The organism is Pontibacter toksunensis (assembly GCF_042686245.1).
GTDB lineage: Bacteria > Bacteroidota > Bacteroidia > Cytophagales > Hymenobacteraceae > Pontibacter > Pontibacter toksunensis.
Window position 1 is genome coordinate 301,601 of the sequence record NZ_JBHUOX010000003.1, and the last position, 24,934, is coordinate 326,534.

Annotated in this window: 24 protein-coding genes; 7 read left to right on the forward strand and 17 right to left on the reverse strand. The window is 47.3% G+C overall.

Annotation, left to right across the window (positions count from 1 at the left end; translation table 11 throughout):
- Positions 1–17: 17 nt before the first annotated feature.
- From porM to ACFS7Z_RS06280, 10 genes are all read right to left on the reverse strand, one after another.
- Positions 18–1,610 (reverse strand): type IX secretion system motor protein PorM/GldM, encoded by a 1,593-nt coding sequence (gene porM, locus ACFS7Z_RS06235; RefSeq protein ID WP_377482428.1) that lies wholly within the window; start codon positions 1,608–1,610, stop codon positions 18–20.
- A 53-nt stretch (positions 1,611–1,663) separates the two neighbouring features.
- Positions 1,664–2,461 carry a type IX secretion system motor protein PorL/GldL gene (porL, locus tag ACFS7Z_RS06240; protein ID WP_377482430.1) on the reverse strand — a complete coding sequence of 266 codons (798 nt, stop codon included), beginning with the start codon at positions 2,459–2,461 and terminating at the stop codon, positions 1,664–1,666.
- 76 nt (positions 2,462–2,537) lie between these two features.
- A complete protein-coding gene (gene porK, locus ACFS7Z_RS06245) occupies positions 2,538–3,557 on the reverse strand; it encodes a T9SS ring complex lipoprotein PorK/GldK (protein WP_377482431.1) in 1,020 nt (339 codons plus the stop codon).
- A gap of 233 nt (positions 3,558–3,790) precedes the next feature.
- Positions 3,791–4,756 carry a PorP/SprF family type IX secretion system membrane protein gene (locus tag ACFS7Z_RS06250; RefSeq protein WP_377482433.1) on the reverse strand — a complete coding sequence of 322 codons (966 nt, stop codon included), beginning with the start codon at positions 4,754–4,756 and terminating at the stop codon, positions 3,791–3,793.
- A 149-nt stretch (positions 4,757–4,905) separates the two neighbouring features.
- Entirely contained in the window at positions 4,906–5,709 is an 804-nt protein-coding gene (locus ACFS7Z_RS06255) for a uroporphyrinogen-III synthase (protein ID WP_377482435.1), read from the reverse strand.
- Between the two features lie 67 nt (positions 5,710–5,776).
- On the reverse strand, positions 5,777–6,952 hold the full coding sequence (locus ACFS7Z_RS06260; protein WP_377482437.1) for a DUF4271 domain-containing protein: 1,176 nt from the start codon (positions 6,950–6,952) through the stop codon (positions 5,777–5,779).
- The gene (locus tag ACFS7Z_RS06265; RefSeq protein ID WP_377482439.1) at positions 6,915–7,976 is read right to left on the reverse strand and encodes an MraY family glycosyltransferase; all 1,062 of its coding nucleotides are present in this window, start codon (positions 7,974–7,976) and stop codon (positions 6,915–6,917) included. The genes ACFS7Z_RS06260 and ACFS7Z_RS06265 overlap by 38 nt, the downstream gene beginning before the upstream one ends.
- A 169-nt stretch (positions 7,977–8,145) precedes the next feature.
- The gene (locus ACFS7Z_RS06270; protein WP_377482441.1) at positions 8,146–8,550 is read right to left on the reverse strand and encodes a hypothetical protein; all 405 of its coding nucleotides are present in this window, start codon (positions 8,548–8,550) and stop codon (positions 8,146–8,148) included.
- Positions 8,534–9,268: a lipoyl(octanoyl) transferase LipB gene (lipB, locus tag ACFS7Z_RS06275; RefSeq protein WP_377482443.1), complete on the reverse strand. Its 735-nt coding sequence runs from the start codon at positions 9,266–9,268 to the stop codon at positions 8,534–8,536. Before lipB ends, ACFS7Z_RS06270 begins: the two co-directional genes overlap by 17 nt.
- A gap of 1 nt (position 9,269) precedes the next feature.
- Positions 9,270–10,265 (reverse strand): bifunctional phosphoglucose/phosphomannose isomerase, encoded by a 996-nt coding sequence (locus tag ACFS7Z_RS06280; protein ID WP_377482445.1) that lies wholly within the window; start codon positions 10,263–10,265, stop codon positions 9,270–9,272.
- A 65-nt stretch (positions 10,266–10,330) separates the two neighbouring features.
- Between ACFS7Z_RS06280 and ACFS7Z_RS06285 the strand changes: the two genes are divergently transcribed.
- On the forward strand, positions 10,331–10,693 hold the full coding sequence (locus ACFS7Z_RS06285) for a YraN family protein (protein WP_377482447.1): 363 nt from the start codon (positions 10,331–10,333) through the stop codon (positions 10,691–10,693).
- Here ACFS7Z_RS06285 and ACFS7Z_RS06290 read toward each other — a convergent pair.
- Together ACFS7Z_RS06290 and htpG are read right to left on the reverse strand one after the other, a co-directional pair.
- On the reverse strand, positions 10,690–11,613 hold the full coding sequence (locus tag ACFS7Z_RS06290; protein WP_377482449.1) for a toxin-antitoxin system YwqK family antitoxin: 924 nt from the start codon (positions 11,611–11,613) through the stop codon (positions 10,690–10,692). The two genes, ACFS7Z_RS06285 and ACFS7Z_RS06290, sit on opposite strands and share 4 nt — an antisense overlap.
- A gap of 322 nt (positions 11,614–11,935) precedes the next feature.
- Positions 11,936–13,762: a molecular chaperone HtpG gene (gene htpG, locus ACFS7Z_RS06295; protein ID WP_377482451.1), complete on the reverse strand. Its 1,827-nt coding sequence runs from the start codon at positions 13,760–13,762 to the stop codon at positions 11,936–11,938.
- A gap of 277 nt (positions 13,763–14,039) precedes the next feature.
- Here htpG and ACFS7Z_RS06300 point away from each other — a divergent pair, with 277 nt between their 5' ends.
- From ACFS7Z_RS06300 to ACFS7Z_RS06310, 3 genes are all read left to right on the forward strand, one after another.
- On the forward strand, positions 14,040–14,363 hold the full coding sequence (locus tag ACFS7Z_RS06300) for a hypothetical protein (protein WP_377482453.1): 324 nt from the start codon (positions 14,040–14,042) through the stop codon (positions 14,361–14,363).
- 192 nt (positions 14,364–14,555) lie between these two features.
- A complete protein-coding gene (locus tag ACFS7Z_RS06305; RefSeq protein ID WP_377482455.1) occupies positions 14,556–16,946 on the forward strand; it encodes a TonB-dependent receptor in 2,391 nt (796 codons plus the stop codon).
- A gap of 74 nt (positions 16,947–17,020) precedes the next feature.
- Complete coding sequence (locus ACFS7Z_RS06310) at positions 17,021–17,602, forward strand: hypothetical protein (RefSeq protein ID WP_377482457.1); 582 nt, start codon at positions 17,021–17,023, stop codon at positions 17,600–17,602.
- 56 nt (positions 17,603–17,658) lie between these two features.
- Here the strand turns inward: ACFS7Z_RS06310 and ACFS7Z_RS06315 are convergent, their stop codons facing one another.
- The 3 genes from ACFS7Z_RS06315 to ACFS7Z_RS06325 form a co-directional block, all read right to left on the reverse strand.
- Entirely contained in the window at positions 17,659–18,285 is a 627-nt protein-coding gene (locus ACFS7Z_RS06315) for a YdeI/OmpD-associated family protein (RefSeq protein WP_377482459.1), read from the reverse strand.
- Positions 18,286–18,482: 197 nt separating this feature from the next.
- Positions 18,483–19,829 (reverse strand): serine hydrolase domain-containing protein, encoded by a 1,347-nt coding sequence (locus ACFS7Z_RS06320; protein ID WP_377482461.1) that lies wholly within the window; start codon positions 19,827–19,829, stop codon positions 18,483–18,485.
- A gap of 7 nt (positions 19,830–19,836) precedes the next feature.
- Positions 19,837–20,706 carry a poly(ethylene terephthalate) hydrolase family protein gene (locus tag ACFS7Z_RS06325; protein ID WP_377482463.1) on the reverse strand — a complete coding sequence of 290 codons (870 nt, stop codon included), beginning with the start codon at positions 20,704–20,706 and terminating at the stop codon, positions 19,837–19,839.
- A 251-nt stretch (positions 20,707–20,957) separates the two neighbouring features.
- On the opposite strand from ACFS7Z_RS06325, the gene ACFS7Z_RS06330 reads away from it, so the two are divergent.
- The 3 genes from ACFS7Z_RS06330 to ACFS7Z_RS06340 all read left to right on the forward strand — a co-directional run bounded on the left by ACFS7Z_RS06330 (position 20,958) and on the right by ACFS7Z_RS06340 (position 23,519).
- Positions 20,958–22,205, forward strand: a complete 1,248-nt coding sequence (locus ACFS7Z_RS06330; RefSeq protein WP_377482465.1) for an MFS transporter — start codon at positions 20,958–20,960, stop codon at positions 22,203–22,205.
- 165 nt (positions 22,206–22,370) lie between these two features.
- Positions 22,371–22,925 (forward strand): hypothetical protein, encoded by a 555-nt coding sequence (locus tag ACFS7Z_RS06335; RefSeq protein ID WP_377482467.1) that lies wholly within the window; start codon positions 22,371–22,373, stop codon positions 22,923–22,925.
- A gap of 261 nt (positions 22,926–23,186) precedes the next feature.
- Positions 23,187–23,519: a DUF4286 family protein gene (locus tag ACFS7Z_RS06340; protein WP_377482469.1), complete on the forward strand. Its 333-nt coding sequence runs from the start codon at positions 23,187–23,189 to the stop codon at positions 23,517–23,519.
- Between the two features lie 80 nt (positions 23,520–23,599).
- Here ACFS7Z_RS06340 and ACFS7Z_RS06345 read toward each other — a convergent pair whose 3' ends face one another.
- The gene (locus tag ACFS7Z_RS06345) at positions 23,600–24,073 is read right to left on the reverse strand and encodes a GNAT family N-acetyltransferase (protein WP_377482471.1); all 474 of its coding nucleotides are present in this window, start codon (positions 24,071–24,073) and stop codon (positions 23,600–23,602) included.
- A 50-nt stretch (positions 24,074–24,123) separates the two neighbouring features.
- The gene (locus ACFS7Z_RS06350) at positions 24,124–24,876 is read right to left on the reverse strand and encodes an acyl-[acyl-carrier-protein] thioesterase (RefSeq protein ID WP_377482473.1); all 753 of its coding nucleotides are present in this window, start codon (positions 24,874–24,876) and stop codon (positions 24,124–24,126) included.
- Positions 24,877–24,934: the final 58 nt, after the last annotated feature.

The following is a 24,934-nucleotide window of genomic DNA, read 5'->3' on the forward strand; positions in this document are numbered from 1 at the left end:
CCTAGTAAACTTCTTTGTTAGTTCAATGGCACTGTGAAGTTGTCTTCAATGTTAACGTCTACCGCATTGCCTTTATAGTTCAGGCGCTTTACGTCTAACACTTCCATTACCACTCTGTCTCCTTTATTTGCCTTGGCAGCAAAGCTGGTCAGGTTAGCAGAAGGGCCGTTGATTTCTTCCTGTGCTATCGGCTGATTGTTTCGAATCAGGTAAGCTCTCCACTTTGTAACTCTGTAACGGGCTTCGTTTGGTAGCAACTGCTTGAAACCTTCATCGGCTATCGCCTGAATCTCTACCGCTCTGAATGAGGCAGCAGGAACGCCACGCTTGAAGTCAAGTGGTTTTCCATTTACTAACGCTACTAACTCGGGCTTTGGTATTGGGCGAACTTTAAAAGTTTCTTTACCGATGGCATTGCCTCCGCTGCTTACGTTGATGGTTACTTCTGTAGCAGTAGGAATGATAGTAACTTCCCCTTTTTTAGCTCCTTTTATGGCAGAACCACCGCTGGCGCTAAAGCTTGGGTCATATACTGCACCCAAAGCCGGCACCTGGATGTTCAGGTCATTAGCAGCCTGGAAATACAGCGCCTGAACAGAAGCAGATTGAACCTGAATAACAGGCTTTGCTACTACATAATCTTCGGTTACTGTAAAGGTAGTATCCTTGCCGTTCTGGTTGATAGTTACCTGGCCTTTCCATGTCTGCTTAGAGTTACCGTCTGCATCATAGTTAGAAGCAGAAGCTACAAACTCAACTGTACCCATGCCATTTGCAACCTTTACTGGTTTGCCCTGGAAGCTCATCTTAGGAACGATGTTGTCAGAAGAAGCAGCAATAAACATATCTGCTTTGTACTTTGTACCAGCCGCTACTGTCTTAGACTCAGCACGGGCCATGGCAAAAATCTTCTCAAACTTAATGATGTCAGCACCAACTTCTGCCGCAAGCTTCTGCAGTGCATCGGCTTCGTACTTCAGAATTTCACTTTCTTTCTGAGAAAGCACAGCTAAAGCAGCTACCATTGGTGTTTCCTCGAAGTTAAGCTCAGCGAAGTCTTTGTTCTTCTGTGCCGGATCGTTGCTGGCGATGGGGTCTTCTGAACCATCTCTGGCAAGCTTGTCTGGCATGCCTGGGTTATACTGCTTCAGGAACTTGGCATACTCGTTCAACTTGTCTTTCAGCTCATAAGCTGCACCGTTGTTCTTGTTTGCAGCACCAATCATGGTGTTGGCTACAATGTCATTTGCTTCCGGGTTTGCATAACCACCTTCTGGCGTTTCTCCCCCTGTTTTCTCAATCAGCGTCTGGCGGATACCTTGAATATAGGTTACCATTTGCGCTGTTTGCTCCCGTACTTCCTGTGCACGCGTTAGCACACGCTTGTCATTCGCAGAAGGGTTCTTGTTTTCTGCAATGGCAGCTTGAATATTGGATACGACCCCGGCATTGTCTGTCTTAGTTCTAACGTTCACTTCCTGCAAACTCTCATCCAGGAACTGGAACTTTAACAGGATTGCCGAGCTCACATTTAAGGCAAGCATTGCAGTCAGTACGAGGTACATCATACCGATCATCTTTTGCCTTGGTGTCTCTTTTCCTCCAGCCATTTTATATTATTGTAAACTGTTGTTTTCTTGTTGATTTAAGCACTGAACCGGTACTAGCCTCTCATAGCTGTCAGCATGTTACCATACACCGTGTTCAGGTTGTGCAGGTTATGCGTTAAGCGAGATACTTCTTCTTTGAATTGCGCAGTATCCTTGCTGGCATCCGTCAGGTTTTCCATTGCCATGCTCAGGTTACCATAGAACTTGTTCATAGCCTTCAGGTGGTTGTTAGCATCCTGAAGTTCCATTTCGTAAACAGCGTTCAATGCGCCTAAGTTCCTGGTCATATTCTGTACCTGACCATGGTATTCCTGTGCATCTACTGTAGAGCCAGCCATTTGTGCAAGGGCATCAGCAGTAGTCGCATATGCTTTGTTGATTTCACCTAACTGGTTCGCAGCAGCTCTTACTTTTGTATTGTAATCTTCTGTTGCGGCAGTTGCCTGGCTAAGGTCAGCCAATTGAGCTGTAGTGTCGCTCAGTCTGTTCAGGCCAAGGCCAAGGTTGTTTATTGTTTCCGGTGTAATATCAGCGTTGCGCATCATTTCATCCAGTTTGCCGGTAACAGATGGTCCTTGGTTGGCTGCAACCGGTACAAGTCCTTCACCTGCATAGTCATCTGCTAATTGTGGATACACTCTAGCCCAATCCGGATCATGTGGCTGTGGCTGGAAGGCACTAAGGAAGAAGATAACTGCCTCCGTTAATAGACCTACGATAAGCATTTCGTTTGCAAAGTCCCAGTGCTGGATCTTGAACAATGCACCCACGATTACGACAGCAGCACCAATACCATAGATTTTTGGCATCAACACGTCGAATAAGAAATTACGACCTCTAGCTTTGCTCATTTTGTTTTCTGATTAATTGTGAACGTTAAAAAATAAGGTTGAAAAGGTTTTTTTTAATAATTGTTAATACTGTTTTTTATCTGAACTCATTACCTGAAGATCTTCCCAGGTATATCATGGTGTTTCTGAAACCAATGTAAGAACGGGCTGAGTCCTGGTACTCAAAGTTACGTGTACCTGTCTCCAGGAAGTAGGCGATGTCCTTCCATGAACCACCTCTTACCACTTTGCGTGGCTCGCTGGCTACATCATAAACAGGGTTCAAATCCCAAGTAATCGGCACACTTGCTTCAGCATAGGCATCTGCACACCACTCGGCTACGTTACCGGCCATGTCATAAAGGCCAAAGTCGTTCGGGAAGAACTGTGCAACAGGAGCGGTATAGGTAAATCCGTCGCTGTAGTAGTCGCCACGGCCTGGCTTGAAGTTCGCCAGCAGACAGCCTTTGGCATTGCGCAGGTATGGGCCACCCCAAGGGTAAACAGACATGTCGCGACCGCCTCTCGCAGCATATTCCCATTCTGCCTCTGTCGGCAGACGGAACGCTGGCATAGGTGCCATTCCAGATTCTGTGTTCGCCTGGTTCTTGTGCTTGGTGCGCCACTCGCTGAAATACTTGGCAGCAAACCAATCAACTCCTACTACCGGATAGTCATCGAACGCAGGGTGAGAGAAGTAGTATTCCATCAGGGGATCACCCATATGGTACGTGTAGTCTTTTACCCAAACAGTCGTGTCAGGGTACAATTGCGACATCACATATTCTTCGCCAAGAACATCCAACGAATCCTGCATCATCACGTTGATGAACTGGCGGTACTCGTTGTTAGTGATCTCAGTTTCATCCATATAGAAGCCACCAATTGTCACTTGCTTATTCAGGTTGGCCATTGACGCTGCTATATCCTGATCTGCCTGGCCCATGTGAAAAGTACCACCCGGACATATGACCATGCCGTACGGCACAGCCTGTGGATTGTACTCTGGACGGTCCTCCGCTCCCACTAGATCTCCCTCGGGCCCGCGTCCCATTCCACAGCCTGCAAGCAGTATCACCGCCAATGCGAATGTAGACAGCTTAATTAGTTTGTTCATGATGACTATTTAAAAGAAGTAAAAGTTACGATTATTAGTATAATACACTTTTCAGGTGTAGCAAATATATAAGAAATAGATACAATAAAAAAAACAATTCCCTACAACCCGAATTTATTATTTTTAAACGCGGTAAGGAGTTGATTATTATCCTTATGAATAACAAATTTTTTCTGCCTTGTTGGGATTAATTCTCCGTAAACAGTACAATTATGAGGTGTGCTCTGCTTTATCTATTTAGTGAAATAGTAACGTGGGGTTCTTACGGGAGGCTTAAATCTGATAACTGGCTCAGGCAAGCGGTAGTTAAGCATTACCTCATGCGAGGTAGGTGCTTTTGCGTCCTGATTAAAGGTAGTAAGATCTATTGCATAACCAACTCGTAGGGCATTATCCTGTAACAGAGACACTCCCACAAGCGCACTAACAGCTTCTTGATATCTATAATTCAATCCTGCCCAATATTTTTCCTGAAAAGTTACACGGCCGCCCACATCGAACGAGAAAACTTCTGTATCATGCTTTAGGAGTATAGTTGGGGTTACTGTTAAGTCGGTTGTTAACGGCAGGTTATAGCCAGCAGTTACATATATATGGTTTTCTCCTAAAAGTGTACCGGTGCCTGTTCTTGTGGAATCGGCAAACTCATATTCTGCACGCAATAAATTTGTCACGCCACCGCCTGCATAAAATGTCTCAGATTCATACCACAAGCCTGCACCAAGGTCAAATTTTGTGTCGGAGGAGTTAAAGGGCACGCTTGGGTCCCCGCCATCGATTGCCCTGTAGTTCCCTTTCTTGAAGTTGTTTACATTCCCTTGTATGCCTATACCTAATTTGCCAGTTTCTCCTATGTTAATATGGTAAGAATAAGACACGGCAGCTGAAAGCTGGGTCGTGTTGCCAATCCTGTCGCGCATCAACACCAGACCCAAGCCACCGTGCAACAGGCGCACCGGCGTGTGGGCTGTGAACAGAATCGTTCTGGGGGCTCCGCCATCATCAAAAGTAGCGTCATAGCCTAACCATTGGTAGCGGTATATGGAAGTGAATTCTGGTCTGTTTGTGATGCCGGCATAGGCAGGGCTAAGTCGCATCCCGTTAAACCCATAATGGGTAAACTGAGGTTGCTGCTGCGCCACTGCTGCAGGTGTGTAATAGAACAGTAGCAACATCAAAACAGATAGAAGCTTTTTCATAGGCCGTAGCACAGGGCGGAGCGGGGAAAACGCTTCGCCGTTCAAATATAGTTATTAAACACTAAAACGCAAACGCAGACTAATTTGTAATAGTATGCGTTTGCGTTCTAGTACCTATGCAATACAAGGATAAAAGTTACATTAAATACTTATTTTTTTAAATGCTGCTTCTGGTTCTGTATATACACCTCAATGGCCCCCGTCATGGAAGGCGCATTCGGCATTGGTGCTTCAATATCCAGTTCAAGTCCTGCATCGCGCACTGCCTTGGCAGTTGTTGGCCCGAAAGCGGCAATACGGGTGTTGTTCTGCTTAAAGTCAGGGAAGTTGATGAACAGCGAGCTGATACCTGACGGGCTGAAGAAAGCAATGCAGTCGTATGTTACATCGTCCAGATCAGACAGGTCGGCGGCTACTGTCTTGTAGATGATAGCCTCCGTGTGCTTTATCTTGTTTGCCTCTAGGAACTCCGGTATGTCCTCTTTGCGAATGTTAGAGCAAGGGAACAGGTACTTCTCGTTCTTGTGCTTTTTTATTACTTCAAACAGGTCCTTGGCTGTTTTCTCGCCCACAAACAACTTGCGCTTGCGAAGCGTGATGTACTTCTGCAGGTAATAGGCTGTCTGGTCTGAAATACAGAAGTACTTCATGTCCGCAGGCATCTCTATCTTACTTTCCTGGCAGATCCTGAAGAAGTGGTCTACCGCATTCCGGCTGGTGAAAATAACAGCCGTGTGCGACAGGATGTCTACCTTGTCTTTCCTGAACTCTTTGAAAGGTACTGGCTCCACCTCAATAAAGGCCCTGAAGTCGACTTTAATATCATACTTCTCAGCAATTGATAGGTATGGTGAGTTATCGGTTGTCGGCTGCGGTTGTGTAACCAGGATTGTCTTGATGGGAATTTTGTACCTTTCAGGGTTTGCAGTACCCTTTGCTTTGCTTTCAGCCATAGTCAGTTGGAACGGTTTTTAAAATTTCACCTGCTGCAATACCCGCGGCTTACGCCGGTTTGTGTTTTTAAAAGTTGAAAATGATCAACTTTAGCATAATAGCCAGCGGAATTACTTCTGTGGCGCAAAGGTATGAAAATAAATGCAAATTTAGTACAGGCGCTTTTTTATTTACGGTTACAAATACCCGCATAATCGTGATTATCAGTACCAGAGATACAGCTAGGTTCGAAATTAGGAGAATTGTATCCGGGATAGAAGTATACAGTGCCAGGTACAGGAGCATGACGAGGGGCAAAAATATGCCCAGAAATAGCATCGTTCTTATAAACTCCCAGTACTGCAATTGCACTAACTGCTCCAACCCAAAAATAAAACCCATTATTTTCAGGAACAGGTACTTGAGGAGGATTATAAAAAATATCAGCAAAGTGTAAAATAACACCTTTGTTGTTATGTCAGACTCGGAAACAGGAAACAGGCGGTTAAATAGCTGAATCTGCTGCACGTTCGTATGAATTGCCGCAATAAGCAGCGCTAGCGTGAGCGAAAACGCCAGCACAAAGAGCAGGCTGGAGAGGGAACTGATTGGCTTTACCAGCACGCCTTCTTCCAGTGCGTTCGTGTTTGTAAAGGAATCAAAGCGGAACAGGCCACTGAAGTCATTAGGGAAGCTTTTCCTGAGACCGCCATATACCAGCCCGATGATCAGCAGAAAGAGAATAAAGGCGTTTTGGTTTACGTACTCCCGCATTCTTACAGAAAGAGGCCGTTCATTTAACTTGCTTACCTGTTCAGTGGATCGTGGCTGGTTCTGAAAGGAGCTGATAGTTGGCTGCTGCTCCGGGTGCCACACCGTCAGCAGGTATTTGCCTTCTACGGGTTCTACTCCTTTGCTGTGCCTGGCTAAGTCAATAGTGTAGTTAGCAGAAAAATCTGCCTTAAAAATGAGTTGGTTGTTCAGAAAAAGGCAAAGGTTCTGAGGAGCAGTAAAAAGGATGTTGAATGGCTGGGCCTGCGTAATAGTCAGCCACTGGTGCAGGGCGTTATACCCGGAGTGCCTCCCGGCAACGTACGGCATCAGTTGCGTTCCGTCCTCCCGCTGTACCATCCAGTCGGCTGTGATAGCGTTTTTCTGCTCCAGAGGCAGGACTTGTGCCTGAGCACTCCCAAACCATGTGATGCTATATAATAAGAGGAAGAGGCTAAGCCCTAACTTTTGCCTTAGAAATACTTTTCGCACTATTAGATTTATAAACTCCCAGAAACACGCTTAACACCACAGAGAAAGCCAACAACGTTAGCAGGATGTTCAGATTGCCCCAGCTACCAAAGCTCACCACAAAAAGGATGACCACAACATTGATTGCTCCAAGTATAAGTACGGTGGCTATCTGGTTGAAGCCCATCGCCAGCAGGCGGTGGTGGACATGGTTTTTGTCAGGAATAAAAGGTGATGTTCCCTTCATAATTCGTATAAAGGAAACACGTAGGGTATCGAAAAGGGGCACGAAGAGAATACCCAAAGCCACTGATGGGGATGCTATCTCGGCCCGCATCTCAATAAACTGTATCGCCAGAATAGACACGATGAAGCCACAAAGAAGCGAGCCAGTATCGCCCATAAAAATAGTGGCTTTGTGAAAGTTGTACCGTAAGAAGCCAAGCACGCCGCCAATCAGGCAGAAAGCAACGGCAGCATAATTACTGTACGCCAAGCCGCCATATAAATAAAAGTACAGACCGAAGGTGCAGGCCGCAATAAGAACAAGAGTTCCTGCCAGACCGTCTAGGCCATCAATCAGGTTGATGGAGTTAGTTACACCGATGATCACTAGAAAGGTAAAACCATACGAAAAGCCAATTGGCAACTCTCCAATTCCAAATATGCCCTGAAAGCTCGTGATGCGAATGTCTGCCATGAACATGACAATGCCTGTGGCTAGCAGCTGCACAGAAAACTTCTTTAGCGCAGAAATAGTGATAAGGTCATCTTTTAGACCTATGAAGAACAGGATAATGCAGCCAGCCAGCAATTGCTGCACACCATTGTCTAGGTTTGTGAAAATAGTGAGTGCCGACATGAAGCCTGCAAACATAGCTAGGCCTCCTAAACGTGGGGTGAGTTCTGCATGTACAGTGCGAAGATTCGGCGTGTCGAGGATGTTTTTGAGATGCGCTACCCTGATGATAGACGGAACAGCGAACATGGCAATAAGAAAAGCCCAACTGGAGGCAAGTATGAGGGGTAGAATTCTCTGATCCATAAGCGCAAAATGGAAGTATAGCGGAGGGTATGGCCTACTTCTTTAATTCAACAACAGCACGTTCTCTCTTTAGCCATAGACTAATATTGAGGTAAATATACAAGCATTTTTGTATAATAAATAGTTTATGCTTTTGTCTTGAGGTAAGCATCAAAAAAAAATGACACCTTTATGAATGCAGCACGCCCTGCATCTGCAGCAAGCCTATTTCTATCAGGTTGTCTTCCTGAATTGAATCCGGTACAAAAACGAATTTTTTGTCAAATATCTGCTTTTCAATATAGTAGCTTACCCAGTATTCGTTGTTGATGTGGAAAATTGCCGGGTCGATGGGCTCTATCTGCACAAAGCTCTTCGCCTCCAAGCGTTCGAACATATGCCGCAGCACCGAGGTCTTTACCTCATTGCCGTCCATAACGCCGTAGCCCTTGGAGGCAACAAGCACGTTCTCTACTGCAAACGCATTATTATTAAGTAGATAAACATTCCAGATGGCTTCTCCGGATTCGCTGAGGGAAGTAGCAATTGCTACTGATATGCCCTCTACTGCTCCAAACTCAATGTCTTTCTTCATGTACTGCTGTGGTAATAGTGGCACCAAACAAGGCTGCCAGATGCATTTGTAATTTTTCCTCTACTTCCGCCAAAGGCACCTCATGCCCCAGCTCTTTCGCCAGCGATGTTACCTGCTTATCGGAGATGCCGCAGGGTACTATGTTATTAAAATAGTCTAAGTTGCTATTGATGTTAAAGGCAAAGCCATGCATGGTAACCCAGCGGCTGCACTTTACGCCCATCGCGCATATCTTGCGCGGATTTTGCTGTGCCTCATGGTCTAGCCACACGCCGGTAAGCCCCGGAATACGCCCGGAGGTGATACCATACTCCTCTAGTGTTAGAATAATAGCCTCTTCCAGGTAGCGGAGGTATTGATGTATATCGGTAAAGAAGTTCTCCAGGTCCAGGATGGGATAGCCTACCAGCTGGCCGGGGCCATGGTAGGTGATGTCGCCGCCGCGGTTTATCTTATAGTATGTTGCACCTTTCTGGCGGAGCTCTTCCTCGTTCAGGAGCAGGTGCTCTTCGTGGCCGCTTTTGCCCAGCGTGTATACGTGCGGGTGCGAGCAGAACAGCAGGTAGTTTGGCGTAGGCTGCTGTGCGCCCGCCTCTGCTTTACGGTTCTGCACCTTCAGGTCCAGAATGCTATTAAAGACTTTCTCCTGGTACTCCCACGCCTCCTTGTAGTCGATCAGCCCCAGGTGTTCGAATTTTATCTCGGTGTTTTTCTGCACGCTATTCTTTTGAAAGTTCGCCTCTCAGGTAATTAATGTTATCGATGGTGTTCGGGTCCACGTTGTTGAGTTCCGCCAGGTAAACAGACACCCAGTCAAACATGTGGATGAGGTGGAATGTTTGCTCCAGGAAAGTCGCTCCACGGGCTTCCATCTCCAGCACGTTCTGTACCTTGCCTTCCAGGATTTTCTTTGTCAGGTCCATACGAAGGTGCACGCGCGGGTGGTCGTAACGGGTTTTAATGAGCAGCACTGCCAGCTGCCCGAACAGGTTCTCCGGTTGCTGCCATCCCTCCACCTCGTTGTAGTTCATCTCCGGGAAAACATTTACATGGCTCAGTTGCTTTGCATTCTCGTTAATTTGCTGCTGAAAGCGCAATGCTACCGGTTCCATTGCGTCGCTAACGTAAAGCATGGGCAGCTTATTATGAAAAGCGTTCGCCAGAGCACTGGCCTGCACCCTTATACTTCCCGATAACTCTTCCAATAGATCAATGCTCTGCCGTAGCTCTGTTTTAAAAGTATTGTCCAGCAGCTCGGCGTGGTGCAGCAGGTACAGCATCAGCACAACGGTGTAGCCGAGGCAGACCCTGGGCTGTTGCGACTCCCCAGGTATAGTGATGAACGGCATGCTGTTTTCCTTTGCAATGCGCAGCAGCTCCCCACCCGAGGTAACAAAGCAGACAGAGGCATCACTGCGCATAGCGGCCCTTACCGCTGCAATGGTTTCCTCGGTGTTACCGGAGAAGGAGGAAGCGATAAACAAGGTATGCCGCCCTACAAACGCCGGCACCGTATAGCCTTTGTTCACTACCACAGGCACAGAGAGTTTATCGGCCACGTAAGACTGGATGAGATTGCCACCAATGCCGGAGCCACCCATGCCTGCAATCACTACATTGTTATATTTAAAACCGGAGAAAGTGACCGTAGCCTTTTCGCCGATATCCATCGCGTCGCGCAGTTGTTGTGCAAAACCCTCAACGAGTTGCTTCATAATTCGTCTTTAATTCTGATGAACAATCACTTAATCTCAGACTGGTGCAAATTACGAGATAATTAATGGCTTCTCAAAAGAACACCCATCTCCACACCGGGCAGGCCGGTGAAAACCGAGCGGCAGCTTATTTACTGCAACAGGGCTATACCATTGTGCGGAAAAACTACAGGCACAGGCGCGCTGAAGTGGATATTATTGCACAGAAAGAGAACCTGCTGATTTTTGTTGAAGTTAAAACCAGGGGTACTGATAGGTACGGATATCCGGAGGAGGCAGTTAACGCAAAGAAGGAGGCGCTGCTGTTAAGTGCGGCGGAGGCATTTATTTATGAGACAGACTGGCAGCACGAGATTCGGTTCGATATTATCTCCATCACTCTGAACACGCCTGTCAGCATACATCATATAGAGGATGCATTTTATTAGCGCTTCGCCTGGGAACGCTTGTCCAGCTTGTCCTTTTCGTATATGAGGGTGCCGTGCCGGTCGTATTCTTTTACCAGGTATGGCTCGAAGCGCTGGTCATACACGGTCTTGGGGTATTGGAACTCGTGGTGGCGCCTGCCGCGGAAATCATAGTAATGAATCCAGGTGCCTACTTTGCGGCCTTTCTCATACTGCCCTGTCCACTGCACCTGCCCGTTTTCATAGAAGCGGTAATACGTGCCCTGTACCTCACCATATACATACGGTATTACCTCTTTTATTTTCTTCTGGTCGCCGTCATAGTATTTTACTACCGCATCGCGCACAAAACCTTTTTCGTAATGGTCTTTTCCTACCAGGGTGCCTTCCTCGTCTGGTCTGTACTTCTCCCAGCGCAGGTGCTTTGTGCCTATATAGAAGTAGCCTTCCTCTACTGTCTGCCCGTCTATTTTCTTTACATAGGGGCCATGCAGTACCTTGTAGCGTGCCTGGTCTACCTCGTTGCTACTGGTGCGGTACAGCTTTCGCTTCTTGGAGTCATATAAGTATTTCAGAGGGGCATAAGTGTCGAGCTGCTGTTGCTCCGGAAGGTAGCTGAAAGTCTCGAGGGTCTCGCGGGAGCCGCGGCCTGACTTGATGAAGCCACGTTTCACTTTGTGGCCCAGGAAATAGCGCTTGCTCTCTTTCTTCTTCTTTCGCTTTTTCTCTCCTTCTACTTCCGCTCTTTCCAGCGCCTTTCTCACTTCTACATCAGGGTTAATGGTGTTTCCGGAAGCAAGGACATCGGCTTTAGCGCCTCCTTTCAGCCGCGCCTGGTCCAGGAGGTAATCGCTGTTCCACTTGGGCTGGCCGCAACCACCCAATAACAGCATACCTGCACCTGCCACTAAAGAAAAAACCAGAAGAAGAGAATGACGCATTGTTAATTTTGAATAAGCAAATTGTTAAATGGTTGCATTGCTAAATGGCTGGTTTATATATTATTAATTGGTGTTCCATCCAACACTATAACAATGCAACCATTTAACCATTATTCAAACAACCGACAATCAGCAATTAACTATCAGATACTAAACGTAAAGATGAGCATAAATCATATAAGCACCAATACGTTGATTTGCCCTATAACTTTACCTGTGGCGGGTTAGTTTCATTAGAGGGAGAGGTAAAAGCAAAAAAGGCAGCACCCTATGGGCACTGCCTTAAACTGTTTGGTATAATTTTGATTTGTACTGTTCTCTTCTACTCCTTCGTCATCAGCTCAAAGCTGCGTTTTACGAAAGTGGTAAGGGCGGCACCGGAAAGCATGTTCTGCGACAGTAGCGCCAGGTCAAATGCCTGACGGGCAACAGCAGACTGGTCGTCGCCGTTTGTGTTCAGCACGCGCTGGTTCAGCGGATGGTTTGCGTTAACGGTCACGTTGTAAGTATCCGGCATATCACCCATAAACATCATGCCGCCACCACCTGTTCTGCTCATGTCCTTCATGCGGCGCATAAACTCAGGTAGTGTAATCACCACAGGCGCATCGTCCGGAGACAGAGGAGCCACCTCTACATGCATGTTCTGGTTGTTGATGGCCTGCTCATATGCAGTTTTCAGGTCTTCTTTCTCCTTGTCATTCAGCACACTCTCCTTCGCCTCGTCGCGCTCCACCAGCTTGTCGATGGTTTCGGAATCCACACGTTTCAGGGTAGTTTTCTCCAGCTTCTGCTCCAGCATGCCAATAAAGTGGCTGTCAATCACAGAGTCCAGTTTCAGCACATCGTAGCTGCGGCTTTGCGCTGCCTCAATAAAGGCGTGCTGCTTGTCGGCATCGGTGGTGTAAAGCAATACCAGTTGCTCGCTCTTGTTTGTCTGGTTGGCCTGTACCAGCGCCTTGTACTCTTCTATAGTATAGTACTTGCCTTCTGTGTTCTGCAGCAGCAGGAAATCTTTTGCTTTCTCATAGAACTTGTCATCTGAGAGCATGCCATACTTCACAAACACGTTGATGTCGTTCCAGTTCTTCTCGAATGTTTCGCGGTCTTTCTTGAAGATATCGTTCAGCTTATCAGCTACCTTCTTGGTGATGTAGGTATTGATTTTCTTCACGCTGGAATCAGCCTGCAGGAAAGAGCGGCTTACGTTCAGCGGGATGTCCGGCGAGTCGATGATACCGTGCAGCAGCATCAGGAACTCCGGCACCACGTCTTTCACCTCGTCGGTGATGAACACCTGGCGGGAGTACAGCTGAATCTTATTGCGCTGTATCTCAAAATCATTCTTGATTTTAGGGAAGTACAGGATACCTGTCAGGTTGAACGGGTAGTCCACGTTCAGGTGAATCCAGAACAGCGGCGGCTCGGAGAACGGGTATAGCTCCTTGTAGAAGTTCTTGTAGTCCTCATCTGTCAGGTCAGCTGGCTGCTTTGTCCAGATAGGGTTCGGGTTGTTGATAACTTCGCCTTCGAACTCTACCGGCACAGGCAGGAACTTACAGTATTTGTCCAGGATGTTACGAACACGCGCTGTCTCCAGGAACTCATCAGAATCCGGGGCAATGTGCAGAATCACATCCGTGCCGCGCTCCTCTTTCTGAGCATCCGTAATAGAAAACTCTGTGCTACCATCGCAGGTCCAGCGGGCAGGCTCTGCGCCTTCCTGGTACGATTTAGTCACAATATCCACACGGTCGGCCACCATAAAGGCAGAGTAAAAGCCCAAACCAAACTGACCGATGATCTGATCTTTGTCGCCGGAGGCATCTTTAAAGCGCTCCACAAACTCAGAGGCACCTGAAAAGGCAATCTGGTTGATGTACTTCTTGATCTCCTCCGCCGTCATACCGATACCGTTATCCGATATGGTGATGGTACGCTCGTCTTTGTTAACCGCTACTTTTACCTTCAACTCGCCCAGGTCGCCTTTATACTCACCAACAGCTGCCAGTCGCTTTACTTTCTGCGTGGCATCTACGGCGTTACTTACTAACTCACGAAGGAAAATCTCGTGGTCAGAGTATAAAAACTTTTTGATGATGGGGAAGATATTCTCGGTGTGAATCGAAATATTACCTCTTTCTTCCATGTTTATACTGTATATATTTTGAAAATTCTTTTATACCGACAAGATACTTTTGCGAGAGGGCTTTCAAATCCTGTTCCAGAGCGGCTGCAGCGGCACTTTTGTGACAGGTTGTCAGAATATCGGTGTAGAATTGGCAAGATTATGCCTCAAAAGGAGATATTGAAGAACATTCCGGCGGTATATGCAGTAGAAGAAGCGTCTGAAGCGTAAGTCGATAGCCTTGCAAATGCAACATTGTGGAATTAATCGTACCTTTGCCCAGGTTTCTATATAAGAGGTGCAATTCTTCCTGAAATATATCGCCCTGTTTTTGCTCCTGCTGTTCTGCAGGGCCATGGTACCCGATGCCTTTTTGCTGGAGTTGCACCCGCATACCCATACCGTACATACCGACCATACCGATACCCATAAAGCACAGGTCGGCCTGAAGCACAAGCACTGCCCTGTAGAGGATGTATTTGGGAAGCCTTACCAGGGCAGCTTTTCTTCTCTTGAATTCAAACCACTTGTACATTACACTGCCTACACTGCTTCTTATACCAGCACATGGCGCAGTGAAACCTATTCTGCTACTTTTCTCCGCGGCCCACCTTTGGCTTAGTTTTAGCTCATTGCCCACCCACGTGTGTCTGGCTATGCTGTTTGTATTCAATGCACATCAGCCCGGTAGGGGTACAATAAAGTCTTATTAAACAGCCCGCACTGGCTTGCCTGTACTATTTTGTACAGATAGCCTAACCGGGTTTAGCAAAAGCTTTTGTGGCTTTTGCTATCTATTGCTAAAATCTAAGCCGTGTTAATCCATAAATGTGTTCAGCATAGCATACTGCTGATACTCTTTTTCTTGGCTGTTCAGGTGCAGCCGGCGCTGGCGCAGTTGTTACCTCCTCCTGAACTGGAAACTGGTCCGGAGCAGGATTGTGGCCTTACCCTATCCGGCAAAGTGCTGGACCATGACTCCCGCGCTACGCTGGTGGGTGCCACTGTGTCTATACCAGGCTTGCACAAAGGCTCTGTTGCGGACGAGTACGGCAATTATCATTTTCACCACCTGTGCCAGGGTACTTACACTTTACAGGTTACTTATGTAGGGTATGAGCCGGAGACCTTTACTGTCAGGCTGGCAAATTCTTCTGTCCGGGACCTGCAGCTGCATACGGCAGCCAGAACACTGGGTACAGTAGAGGTAACTGGCCGCCACCTGCAGGAGCAGGCACAGTCGTCGCAGACACTGTCGGGGCGGGAACTGGCGGAGACGCGGGGGCTATCTTTGGCAGAGTCGCTGCGAGGCATTGCCGGTGTAACCACCATCCAGACAGGTCCTACTATTTCCAAACCCGTAATACATGGCATGCACAGCAACCGTGTGCTGCTGCTGAACAACGGTGTGCGGCAGGAGGGGCAGCAATGGGGCTCAGAACATGCCCCGGAGATAGACCCCTTTGTGGCCACAGAGATGAAGGTGATAAAAGGAGCCGCTGGTGTACGCTATGGTGCCGATGCCATTGGAGGTGTTGTGATTGTGGAGCCACAGGCTTTGCCAACTACACCGGGTGTGGGCGGCGAAGTGCACCTGCTTGGCAGCACGAACAACCGCCAGCTGGCGGCATCGGCTACTGCAGAAGGTAACTTTGCCGGTATTCCACCGCTGAGCTGGCGCCTGCAGGGTACCTATAAAAAGGCAGGGAATACCCGTACGCCTGACTATTACCTGGAAAACACAGCTTTTGAGGAGCAGAACTTCTCTGCGGCGCTCGGTTACCGGAAGGAGAAGTTTGGCGGAGAGCTTTTCTATAGCCAGTTCAACACAAAGCTGGGCATCCTGAGAGCCTCCCACATTGGTAACCTGACAGACCTGAAGTATGCCATTGAACGTGGCAGGCCAGCCGGAGCCGAAGAAGTAGACTTCACCTACGACATCGGCCGACCATACCAGAACGTGCAGCATGACCTGCTAAAGGCAAAGGCATACCTGCAAACAGGAGAGGCGGGCAGGCTGGAGTTTGTGTATGGATGGCAGCGAAACAGGCGCGAGGAGTATGACGTGCATGGTTCTGCTGCCGACAGACCGGCGCTTTACCTCAACCTGGATACGCATACTACTGAAGCTATTTGGGAGCATAAGCCTGTGGGCAACTTTACCGGTTCGGTAGGAGTGAGTACCATCTATCAGCAGAATACCCGGAAGTATAGCGACTTTCTTCCTCATTATACTGGCGTTACAGCCGGTGCTTTTGTGATTGAGAAGTGGCGGAAGGACAGGCTGCAATTGGAAGCAGGTCTTCGCTACGACTACAAGTATCTGCAGGTAAAGCGTTTCACGGCAGACAGGGAGTTGTTAAAGCCTGAGTATGATTTCAACAACGTATCGGGTACGCTGGGGGCTCTGTATGATGTGGGCTATCACTTTACCTTCGGCCTGAGTGCTACCTCCGCCTGGAGGGCTCCGAGTGTGAATGAGCTTTTCAGCAACGGCGTGCACCACAGTGCCGCTACTTACGAGACAGGTGACCCAAGCCTGAATTCAGAGCAGGCGTACAACTTTGAGGCTTCTGTCAACTACTTTGGCAATGTCAGGCTGAACGGGCAGCTAAGCCTGTACTACAATTTTATTAATGAGTACATCTACCTGTCGCCGCTGCCAAACCCTGTGCTGACGGTACGTGGGGCTTTTCCTGCTTTCCAGTACAGGCAGACAGATGCTACCTTCAAGGGAATAGACCTGAGCCTGCAGTACAACCTGCTGCCAAATCTGATTGTTGACTCTAAAACAGCCATAGTACGTGCTACGAATATCATGGCAGACGACTATCTTATTAATATTCCGGCTGACAGGTATAACAACAGCCTGCGCTATGAGTTTAATCAGCCCTCTGGCAGTAGCAGTCGCTTTTCAGATTCTTATGTTTCCGTGGGAGGTACTTATGTGGCAGAGCAGACGCGTACACCGGAGAAGACGGATGAAGACTTTGCCCCGGCGCCAGATGCTTATTTCTTGCTGCACGCAGAGGCAGGCACTACTGTAAGGTTCGGGAAACAACCGGTAGAGATAGGTATAACGGGCAACAACCTGCTCGACACTTCTTACCGCGATTACCTGAACCGTTTCCGCTATTTTGCCGATGAGGCAGGTCGCCTGCTAATGTTCCGTATCAGAGTGCCGTTGAATTTTAGCAAATCCTAAAAAATTTATTTTTTTTACATCAGCATGGTGCTGATGTATCACGTTAAACTAACCTTCACAATAATATTTTACTTATGAAAAATCTATTGAGACCTTACCTTACTGCTTTCATGATGGGAACAATCGTATTTGCTGCCAGCTCTTGCGACGGTGATGAACCGAAACCAGTAGTTGAGGAAAAAGAGCAGATTACCACCGTTACCTTAAATCTTGTACCTGAAGGAAAAGGGCAGAACGTAACGGCAACCTTCAGGGACGCAGACGGACCAGGCGGCGTGAATGCTACTGTAGAGGCATTGAACCTGGCACCAAATACCACTTATACAGGCACTGTTTCATTTTACGACGACAGCAATGCCACATCAGAAGACATAACACCAGAGATAGAGGAGGAGGGAGAGGAGCACCAGGTATTTTACGAAGTACTGAATACTGTGACTGGTCAGAACCTGCAGGATAATCTTTCTGTAACAGAAAGAAACAACGATGTGAATGGTTTGCCCTTGGGCTTACAGGCTAAGTTTACAACAGCGGCTACCAGCAGCGGAGGCCTGCGCGTTACACTAAAGCACCAACCCGGCGAGAAGAACGCCAGCAGTGGTATCGAGACAGGTGAAACGGATGTAGAAGTTACTTTCCCGGTGGTGATACAGTAAAGAATTCACAGAAGCAAAAAACGGAGGGGCAGTTATACTGCCCCTCCGTTTTTTGTTCAAAGACTCTGTGTCAATTGCTCTATAGTCTTCCCGATGCGCTTGGCCCTGGTCTCAGGTCTTTTTGCCTCCAGCACTGCCACCACATACTCCTTACGGTGCGTAAATGCCAGTTGGCTGAACTGATCCAGCAACCCCGCCTCCTCCAGCGCCTGCTGCATGTCTTCGGGGACGGTTACTGTCTTGGTTTTCCTGTCGATGCCGGGCATGTCCACTCCAAACGTAGAAGCTTCCTTCCGCTCCGTCTTGTGTTTGAACCGGAGTGCTGACCATGTATCATTTATTGCCACCTGTCTTACACCGCTATAGCCCAGAGAGAACAATGCCTCCCAGCCCTTGTCGCGGTTTAGGTTTGCTTTTATTCCGGAGGCTTTCTTCGGGTAAGCTATCCACAGCATGCCTTCCGGCTTCAGCATGGCAACAGCCTGCGGGCCGAGTTTTTCCAGCTCTTCTTTGCTTTGCACAAACAGTTGTACTGCATCATAGGTGTCCACTGCAGGGGCCTCATCTGCTCTTGTAAAGGTATATCCTGCCGCCGACAAAGCCTGGGCAAAGGCTTCCGGGGCGTTCAGGAGCAACAGATTGTGGCTGGGCTTTAACTGTAGTTTCTTGGCTAATTCAGACATGTGTAAAAAAATGCTTTTGCTGTTACCATGCTTCTCCACTAAAGGGCTTGGCCAGTAAGGGGATTGCAGACGATTCTCTAAAGGTACAAGGAATTTGAAGCGGGCTACAAACCTTCTCATACTACTGGGCTTTTATTAGCTATACCACTTTTTGAGAGCCAGTACTTATGTGAGACAATTATACTTGAAATTTCAAACTACTCTGTCTTTGGTTGATAATTAAATATATCATATACCTTACCCAGAAACTTCGGATACAATGGATCGCGTTTGAACATATTCATGTAAAAGAGGACAATCAAATCGTTTTGCGGATCAATGATATACTCGGTACCTAACAGCCCTCCCCAGGCATAGGCGGTGTTTGAAACTGCGGGAGCGGGTTTCTTTACTTCGTTATATAACTCAAAACCCAAACCAAATTGAAAGCCTTTCCCTCCTGAGTTTTGTTCTGGTAAACGGTTCACCGTGGTCATCATCTCAACTGTTTCAGGCTTTAAGATACGATATCCATTGAATTCACCCTTGTTCAACAGCATCTGACAAAATCTGGCGTAATCTTCAATAGGACCATTCAGGCCGATTGCTCCTTCACTATATGTTTGTTCGCTGCTGACTGTACCCTCGGCGTACATGGTTGAACCGGGCTCTAATTTGCCATCAACAGCACTATAAGGCTTTACAAAACGATTTAATGCTTCTGGCTGATAATACCAATCTGTATTGTCCATTCCCAGCGGTTCCAGAATGGTCTCTTTCACGTATTCACGTAAGGGTTTGCCAGAGATACGTTCAATCATATAGGCTAACATATTGGTGCTTATATGGTAGTTCCATTCTGAACCCGGGTCAAAACCAAGCGGGTATTTAACCAAAGCTAACATTTCTTCTTCCAAGTGTTTTGAATCGGCATTGCCCCCGAAACTGCGTTGGCCGTTTGGCTTTTTATCGGGTACCTGGCCGCCAAAACCCGCTGGGGCACCATCTTTTTTACCCTCGGCACGTCGAATTTCACCTACAAGTCCGGCGTTGAGCCCCGATGAGTGTGACATCAGGTGAGCAAAGGTCATGGGCGTTTCAACCGGACGTGTCTCGTATGTGCCATCTTCGTTCACTTTTGCTACAACCTGGTCAGGAATTTCAGGAAAGTATTTTGATACAGGGTCGTCAACCGCTACCAAACCCTTTTCTACAAGCGTCATAAATGCAACCGTAGTTACAGCTTTGGTTTGCGAAAACAGGACATAGTAGTCATCAATAGTAGCAGGAATTTGATTTTCGACATCTTTTAGGCCAAAAGCCTTTTTATAAACTACATTCCCACCTTTCGCAACAAAAGCGGCAACACTGTTCAATTTCTTTTCCTCCACGAAGGACTGTAGCAAAGAGTCGACGGCTGCTATTTTTTCCGTATTTACACCAAGCTCTTTTGATGGGGCATTCTGGTTAAAACTTTGGGGGAGAGCGTCTTTTTGCACCGAAACAACACTGCAACCAAAAGCAGTGGTTGCAAGCAAAACAAATACTAAATTGAGCTTCTTCATGATTAATTTAAAGTTCGAAGTTTTTCGATTTCATTGTCCAACCTGGATATTTTGACAGCTCGCTTTTTAGAAATACGGAAGAACTGTCCTTTCCTTTAAACAACCAGTTAAGCCAGTCAGTAGCCATTTTTGCAAAAGAGCCGCCATACTCCTCTCCAAAAGTTCCCATATGGCCACCCTCCACCAGGTTGGCAAAAGCAACTGGTACATGGTTAATTCTCTCGTAATCCAGAAGAGCATTGTTAGTGGCAATGTCTGATTGTCCACCAACAATATAAATGATTTTAGCATCGAGCATTTCCAATGATTTTGAACTGGCTCCTGCCATGGTCATATCGCCCATACCGGAGTTGAACATCATAAAGTTTTTTATTCGGCTATCACCCGCAACAGCTAAAATTTGGGCTCCTCCACACGACTGTCCCCCTGCTGCTATTTTATCCAGGTTCACATTTTTATAATAGTCCCCTTTTTTATTATCAGCCTGTGCAGTAATCCAATCGATAGCTTTTAGAAGCATTTTAGCATCTGTACTTTCATGTTTCCGTTCGTCTAAGGTCATTTGCAAAGCGCCAATAGCTATTACAACATATCCTTGCGAAGCAATCTCAGACAATACCCTTTCATGGTTTATAGAGGAATTGGCACATCCGCCATTGGCAAAAACTATAACAGGCAGTTTACCTTCTTTTTTTACCGCTTTTCTAATGTTCTCAGGGCGGTATACAACAAAATCGGGTAGTGATTTTTCAGATACTGCTACAGCTTTATAAAACCCGCTGCCACCATTGTCGATTATCTTAGCTTTATTTATTTGTGCAAAACTGCCAATCGTTATGAAGCACAAAACCAGCATTACAAATAAGTTTTTTTTCATTGTTTTTGATTGATAAGATCCTACTTAGCTGTTCTCTTTATTCCGTTTTTAATCAGTGTCTGTGCTGACTTACATCCGTAGTTATTCTGTTTAGCCGACCAACGGGTGTTGTAAAAACGAAACCGGACTGTCGAATATACTATATTTAATTAGGATGGTATAATTGTTCAGTTCTGATACCTGTTAGCTATCACTTCTTTGCAAATTTCACTACAAAAGCTATCTTACAAGATAGAAAAGCGACTATATACATGGCTGCCGTAAAAACATCCTCTAATAGCAACATCCTGTTTAATGCCTCTGTCATTGTGGCGGCACTCGGATACTTTGTAGACATCTACGACCTGGTGCTGTTCAGCATTGTCCGGATTCCCAGTTTAAGGGATTTGGGTGTTACGAGCCAGGAGGCACTGCTGGAGGATGGCGTGATGCTGCTGAACATGCAGATGGTGGGCATGCTTATTGGCGGTGTGGCCTGGGGTGCTTTAGGTGATAAGCGCGGAAGGCTGTCGGTGCTGTTTGGCTCTATCTTCCTTTACTCCGTCGCCAACATCCTCAATGGCTTTGTAACTTCTATTCCAATGTATGCGGTGCTTCGGTTTGTGGCAGGAATAGGGTTGGCAGGAGAACTTGGGGCCGGTATAACACTTGTGAGCGAGGTGCTGCCAAAAGAAAAGCGGGGCTACGGCACCATGATTGTGGCTACCATTGGTATTTCAGGAGCCATACTGGCTGGTTTTGTGGGGGAGTACTTTGGCTGGCGCACCGCTTACTTTATCGGCGGCGGCTTAGGCCTGCTGCTTCTTTTCCTTCGAATTGGGGTGTATGAGTCCGGGATGTTTAAGAATGTAAAAAGCGCTGCCCATGTTACACGTGGAAATTTCCTCAGCCTGTTTACAAATGCCAAACGCTTCTGGAAGTATCTGAAGTGCATCCTGATTGGTGTACCTATCTGGTATGTGGTAGGTATCCTTATCACCTTCTCGCCTGAGTTCGGAATAGCGATGGGCATGGAACAAACCGTTTCTGCAGCGAGGGCCGTCTCCTCCTGCTACCTCGGTCTTGTGGTCGGCGACTTTTTGAGTGGCTATCTGAGCCAGCGCTTTAAGAGCAGGCGTTCCATTGTGCTAGTCTTCTTGCTGCTAACGGCTGGGCTTGTAGCCCTCTACTTACTCAGCAACAGTCTGTCTTTGAATTACTTTTACTTATTATGCGCCGCTCTTGGCCTTGCCAGCGGCTACTGGGCTGTGTTTGTCACCATTGCCGCAGAGCAATTCGGCACCAACATAAGAGCTACTGTTACCACCACTGTGCCTAACTTTGTGCGTGGTGCCGTGGTACCGCTTTCCTTGTCCTTTGAAGCGCTGAAAGACGGATGGGGCCTCATTCCCACAGCAATGGTACTGGGCGCGATCACCATTGCTATTGCAGTGGCTTCTATCTTGACACTGGAAGAAACCTACTCTAAAGACCTGGATTACCTGGAGCCCGTGACGTAGCTACGCATCAGTTGCTATAATACGCTGATTAACATTACCTTAAATTTTATCGGCAAAAGCATCTTTTGGCAAGCTGAAACAGAATAATTCAGCTTGCCAGTAACAATTTAGTATGAGCAGGGTATAATTAAATATGATTTAACCAATATTTTAATTATATGAGCTATGTATAAGATTTCTACTTCCGACAAATCAGATTTAACTTTATTAGCTGTTTTGTTTTTCCTGTTGCTACTGTTTTCTTCCTGCACCGCACGGGTGGAGAAAGAAGTACAGGGGCATCAGAAAACAACAGAGGCTGTAGCGGCAGAAGAGGCTGCTGCTGTAACGGTAGCAGCTTTCAACAATACTTCTGACGAGGTTTACTTCGACTTTATTGCCAAAACATCCGGTTGCTTAGGGGAAGATGTGTGGCTGGGCGGTAAACTGGAAAGCAAAAGAAAGGTAATGCTGTCGAACTCAGGAGCTATTTTCCCGGTGAAGGAGTACCAGGTAACAGAGCTGACAGCTGTAGGATTGAGCACCAACAACAACTATGCTGTGCAGGATGAGGAGCAAATTATGAAAGGCGTGAGCAGGGGAAACGGTGTCATTCATCTTCAGCTTACAGAGGGGGAATTAGAGTTGCTTTCCCCATCCAACACCGATCCTGTTGTGCTAGCCTACGAACCCATTATCATGTCTAAGAAAATAGCAGGCACCTGGAGTTGCCCACAGTAAAGCCAACGTCTAGCTAAAACCTGCGCTAACGTAAGCTAGGTACTCATTTTAGCTACCTCTAAATGAAGCGCCGGCAGCTTCTTGCCAGCATCTGTATATCCTTCATCACCCTTACAAAGCCCTTTTTATACAGCTTCCGCATGCTTTCCGGTCTGCTACAGGTCAATCTGCAGCACCATACTGTTTAGCATAGTTTAGACGCGGCCAAGATATTACCTCACAATGACCACCTGCATAAAGGTAAACTGCGTAATTTTGTATATGATTTTATACAACATAACAGTAAACATAGAAAACGATGTGGCTTCGAACTGGCTGCAGTGGATGAAGGAGGTGCACATACCCGAGGTGATGAGCAAAGGCTATTTCCTGAACAACCAGGTTGCCCGGCTGATAAATGAGATAGACAATGGCGGTACCACCTATGCCGTGCAGTACTACTGCCGCAGCATGGCTGACTTAGAAGAGTACCAGCGCGACCATGCCCCGGCACTGGATAGCAAGCACATGGAACGCTATGAAGGCAAGTATGTCATCTTTAGTTCTATGCTCGAAGTAGTTGGCACAGACGTGGAACGTGTACAAAAACAGTAAACAGCTTTAAACCTATAAGAAAGGCCATATCCAGCGTATATAAGCTGTGCTACGGCCTTTCTTATCTTCAGGTAATCTATTTAGCTCGTAAAGTCCTGAATCTGTTGTTCAGTGAGGGTGCAGTTAATCCACTCGGCATCGAGTTCGGCACCTATGCTTTTGTAAAAAGCAATAGCGGGTTTGTTCCACTCCAGCACCTGCCACCGGAAACGTTTTGCTCCCAACTCCTTTGCATCATGCGCCACCGCCTTAAACAGTTTCCTGCCTATGCCGGTGCGGCGCATTCTCTCCGTCACTACAAGGTCTTCTAAATAGATCGTTCTCCCTTTCCAGGTAGAATAAGCGATGTAGTACAAGGCGATTCCTATGATGCCTTCTGCCGATTCGGCTACAAAAATCTTATAGATGGGGTTTTCGCCAAACCCGTCCCGCTCCATGTCTTCCAGCGTGTTGGTCACCTCCAGTGGTGCGCGCTCAAACTCGGCCAACTCCACAATCAGGGCATGCACTTGTGGCAAATCGTCGATATTGCCTTTTCTTATTACTACTTCCATTGTAATTGCTTTATGCTCTTTGTTGGTTTACTTCCCAACTCCTTAACTTTCTATATTTCTAACTCCCTCCACACAGATTTGGCCTGCACCAGTTCTTTGCCTGTTTCCTGGCTGCTGAGTTTGTGCAGGTATACGTTTTCTTCATCGGCTGGCGCTACAGCGGAAACAACAGTATCTCCTAAAACGGCCTCGGCCCGGTAAACTATGTCTATTTCCCGGAGCTGCTTCTGCTCCAATAACTCAGTGGGGAACGTGTCCAGTGCCCACTGTATGTACCTGGTGTTTGTGACGTGTCGGTTCAGGTCAATATCGTGCCAGCGAACCGGTATCTGCTCTTCATACGCAGCCTCCTGCAGTTGCGGCAGCTTACCTTTCGCAAAGGGCAAAGGTTCCTCCGTCGGTGCTACTTCCAACGCTGTAATAAAATCAGGCAAGGATACTAACTGGCGTTTCACCATATCCATGACCAGCCACACGCTTGTCGCCTGCCCCAGTAGTTCCTGGTTGGTACTGTAAATCCGGAAGTCTCGGTGCATAAAGATACGCTCCCGCCCGGAGGCCCATGTCGCCACGGTTATTTTCTGGCTATGCTCCGGGTAGCGGAACATTTCCACGCGCATGCGCTGCAGCACCCAGGTCATGTCGTGCTTCAGCAGGTCATACATAGATATGCCGAGGGTAAAGGTATTGTCCCAGGCAGCTTCGTGCATGTAGCTGACCAGGGACGGTAAGGTGGCCTGCCCCCGGTAATCTATCTCATTGGAGCGAACGGCAAAGCTGCTGGTGCTTCCTGTTGCTTTCATAGTTTAAGGTTAGTGGCCCGCTAAGTTACGCAAGATTAGCCGCCGCGGCCACTTCTGC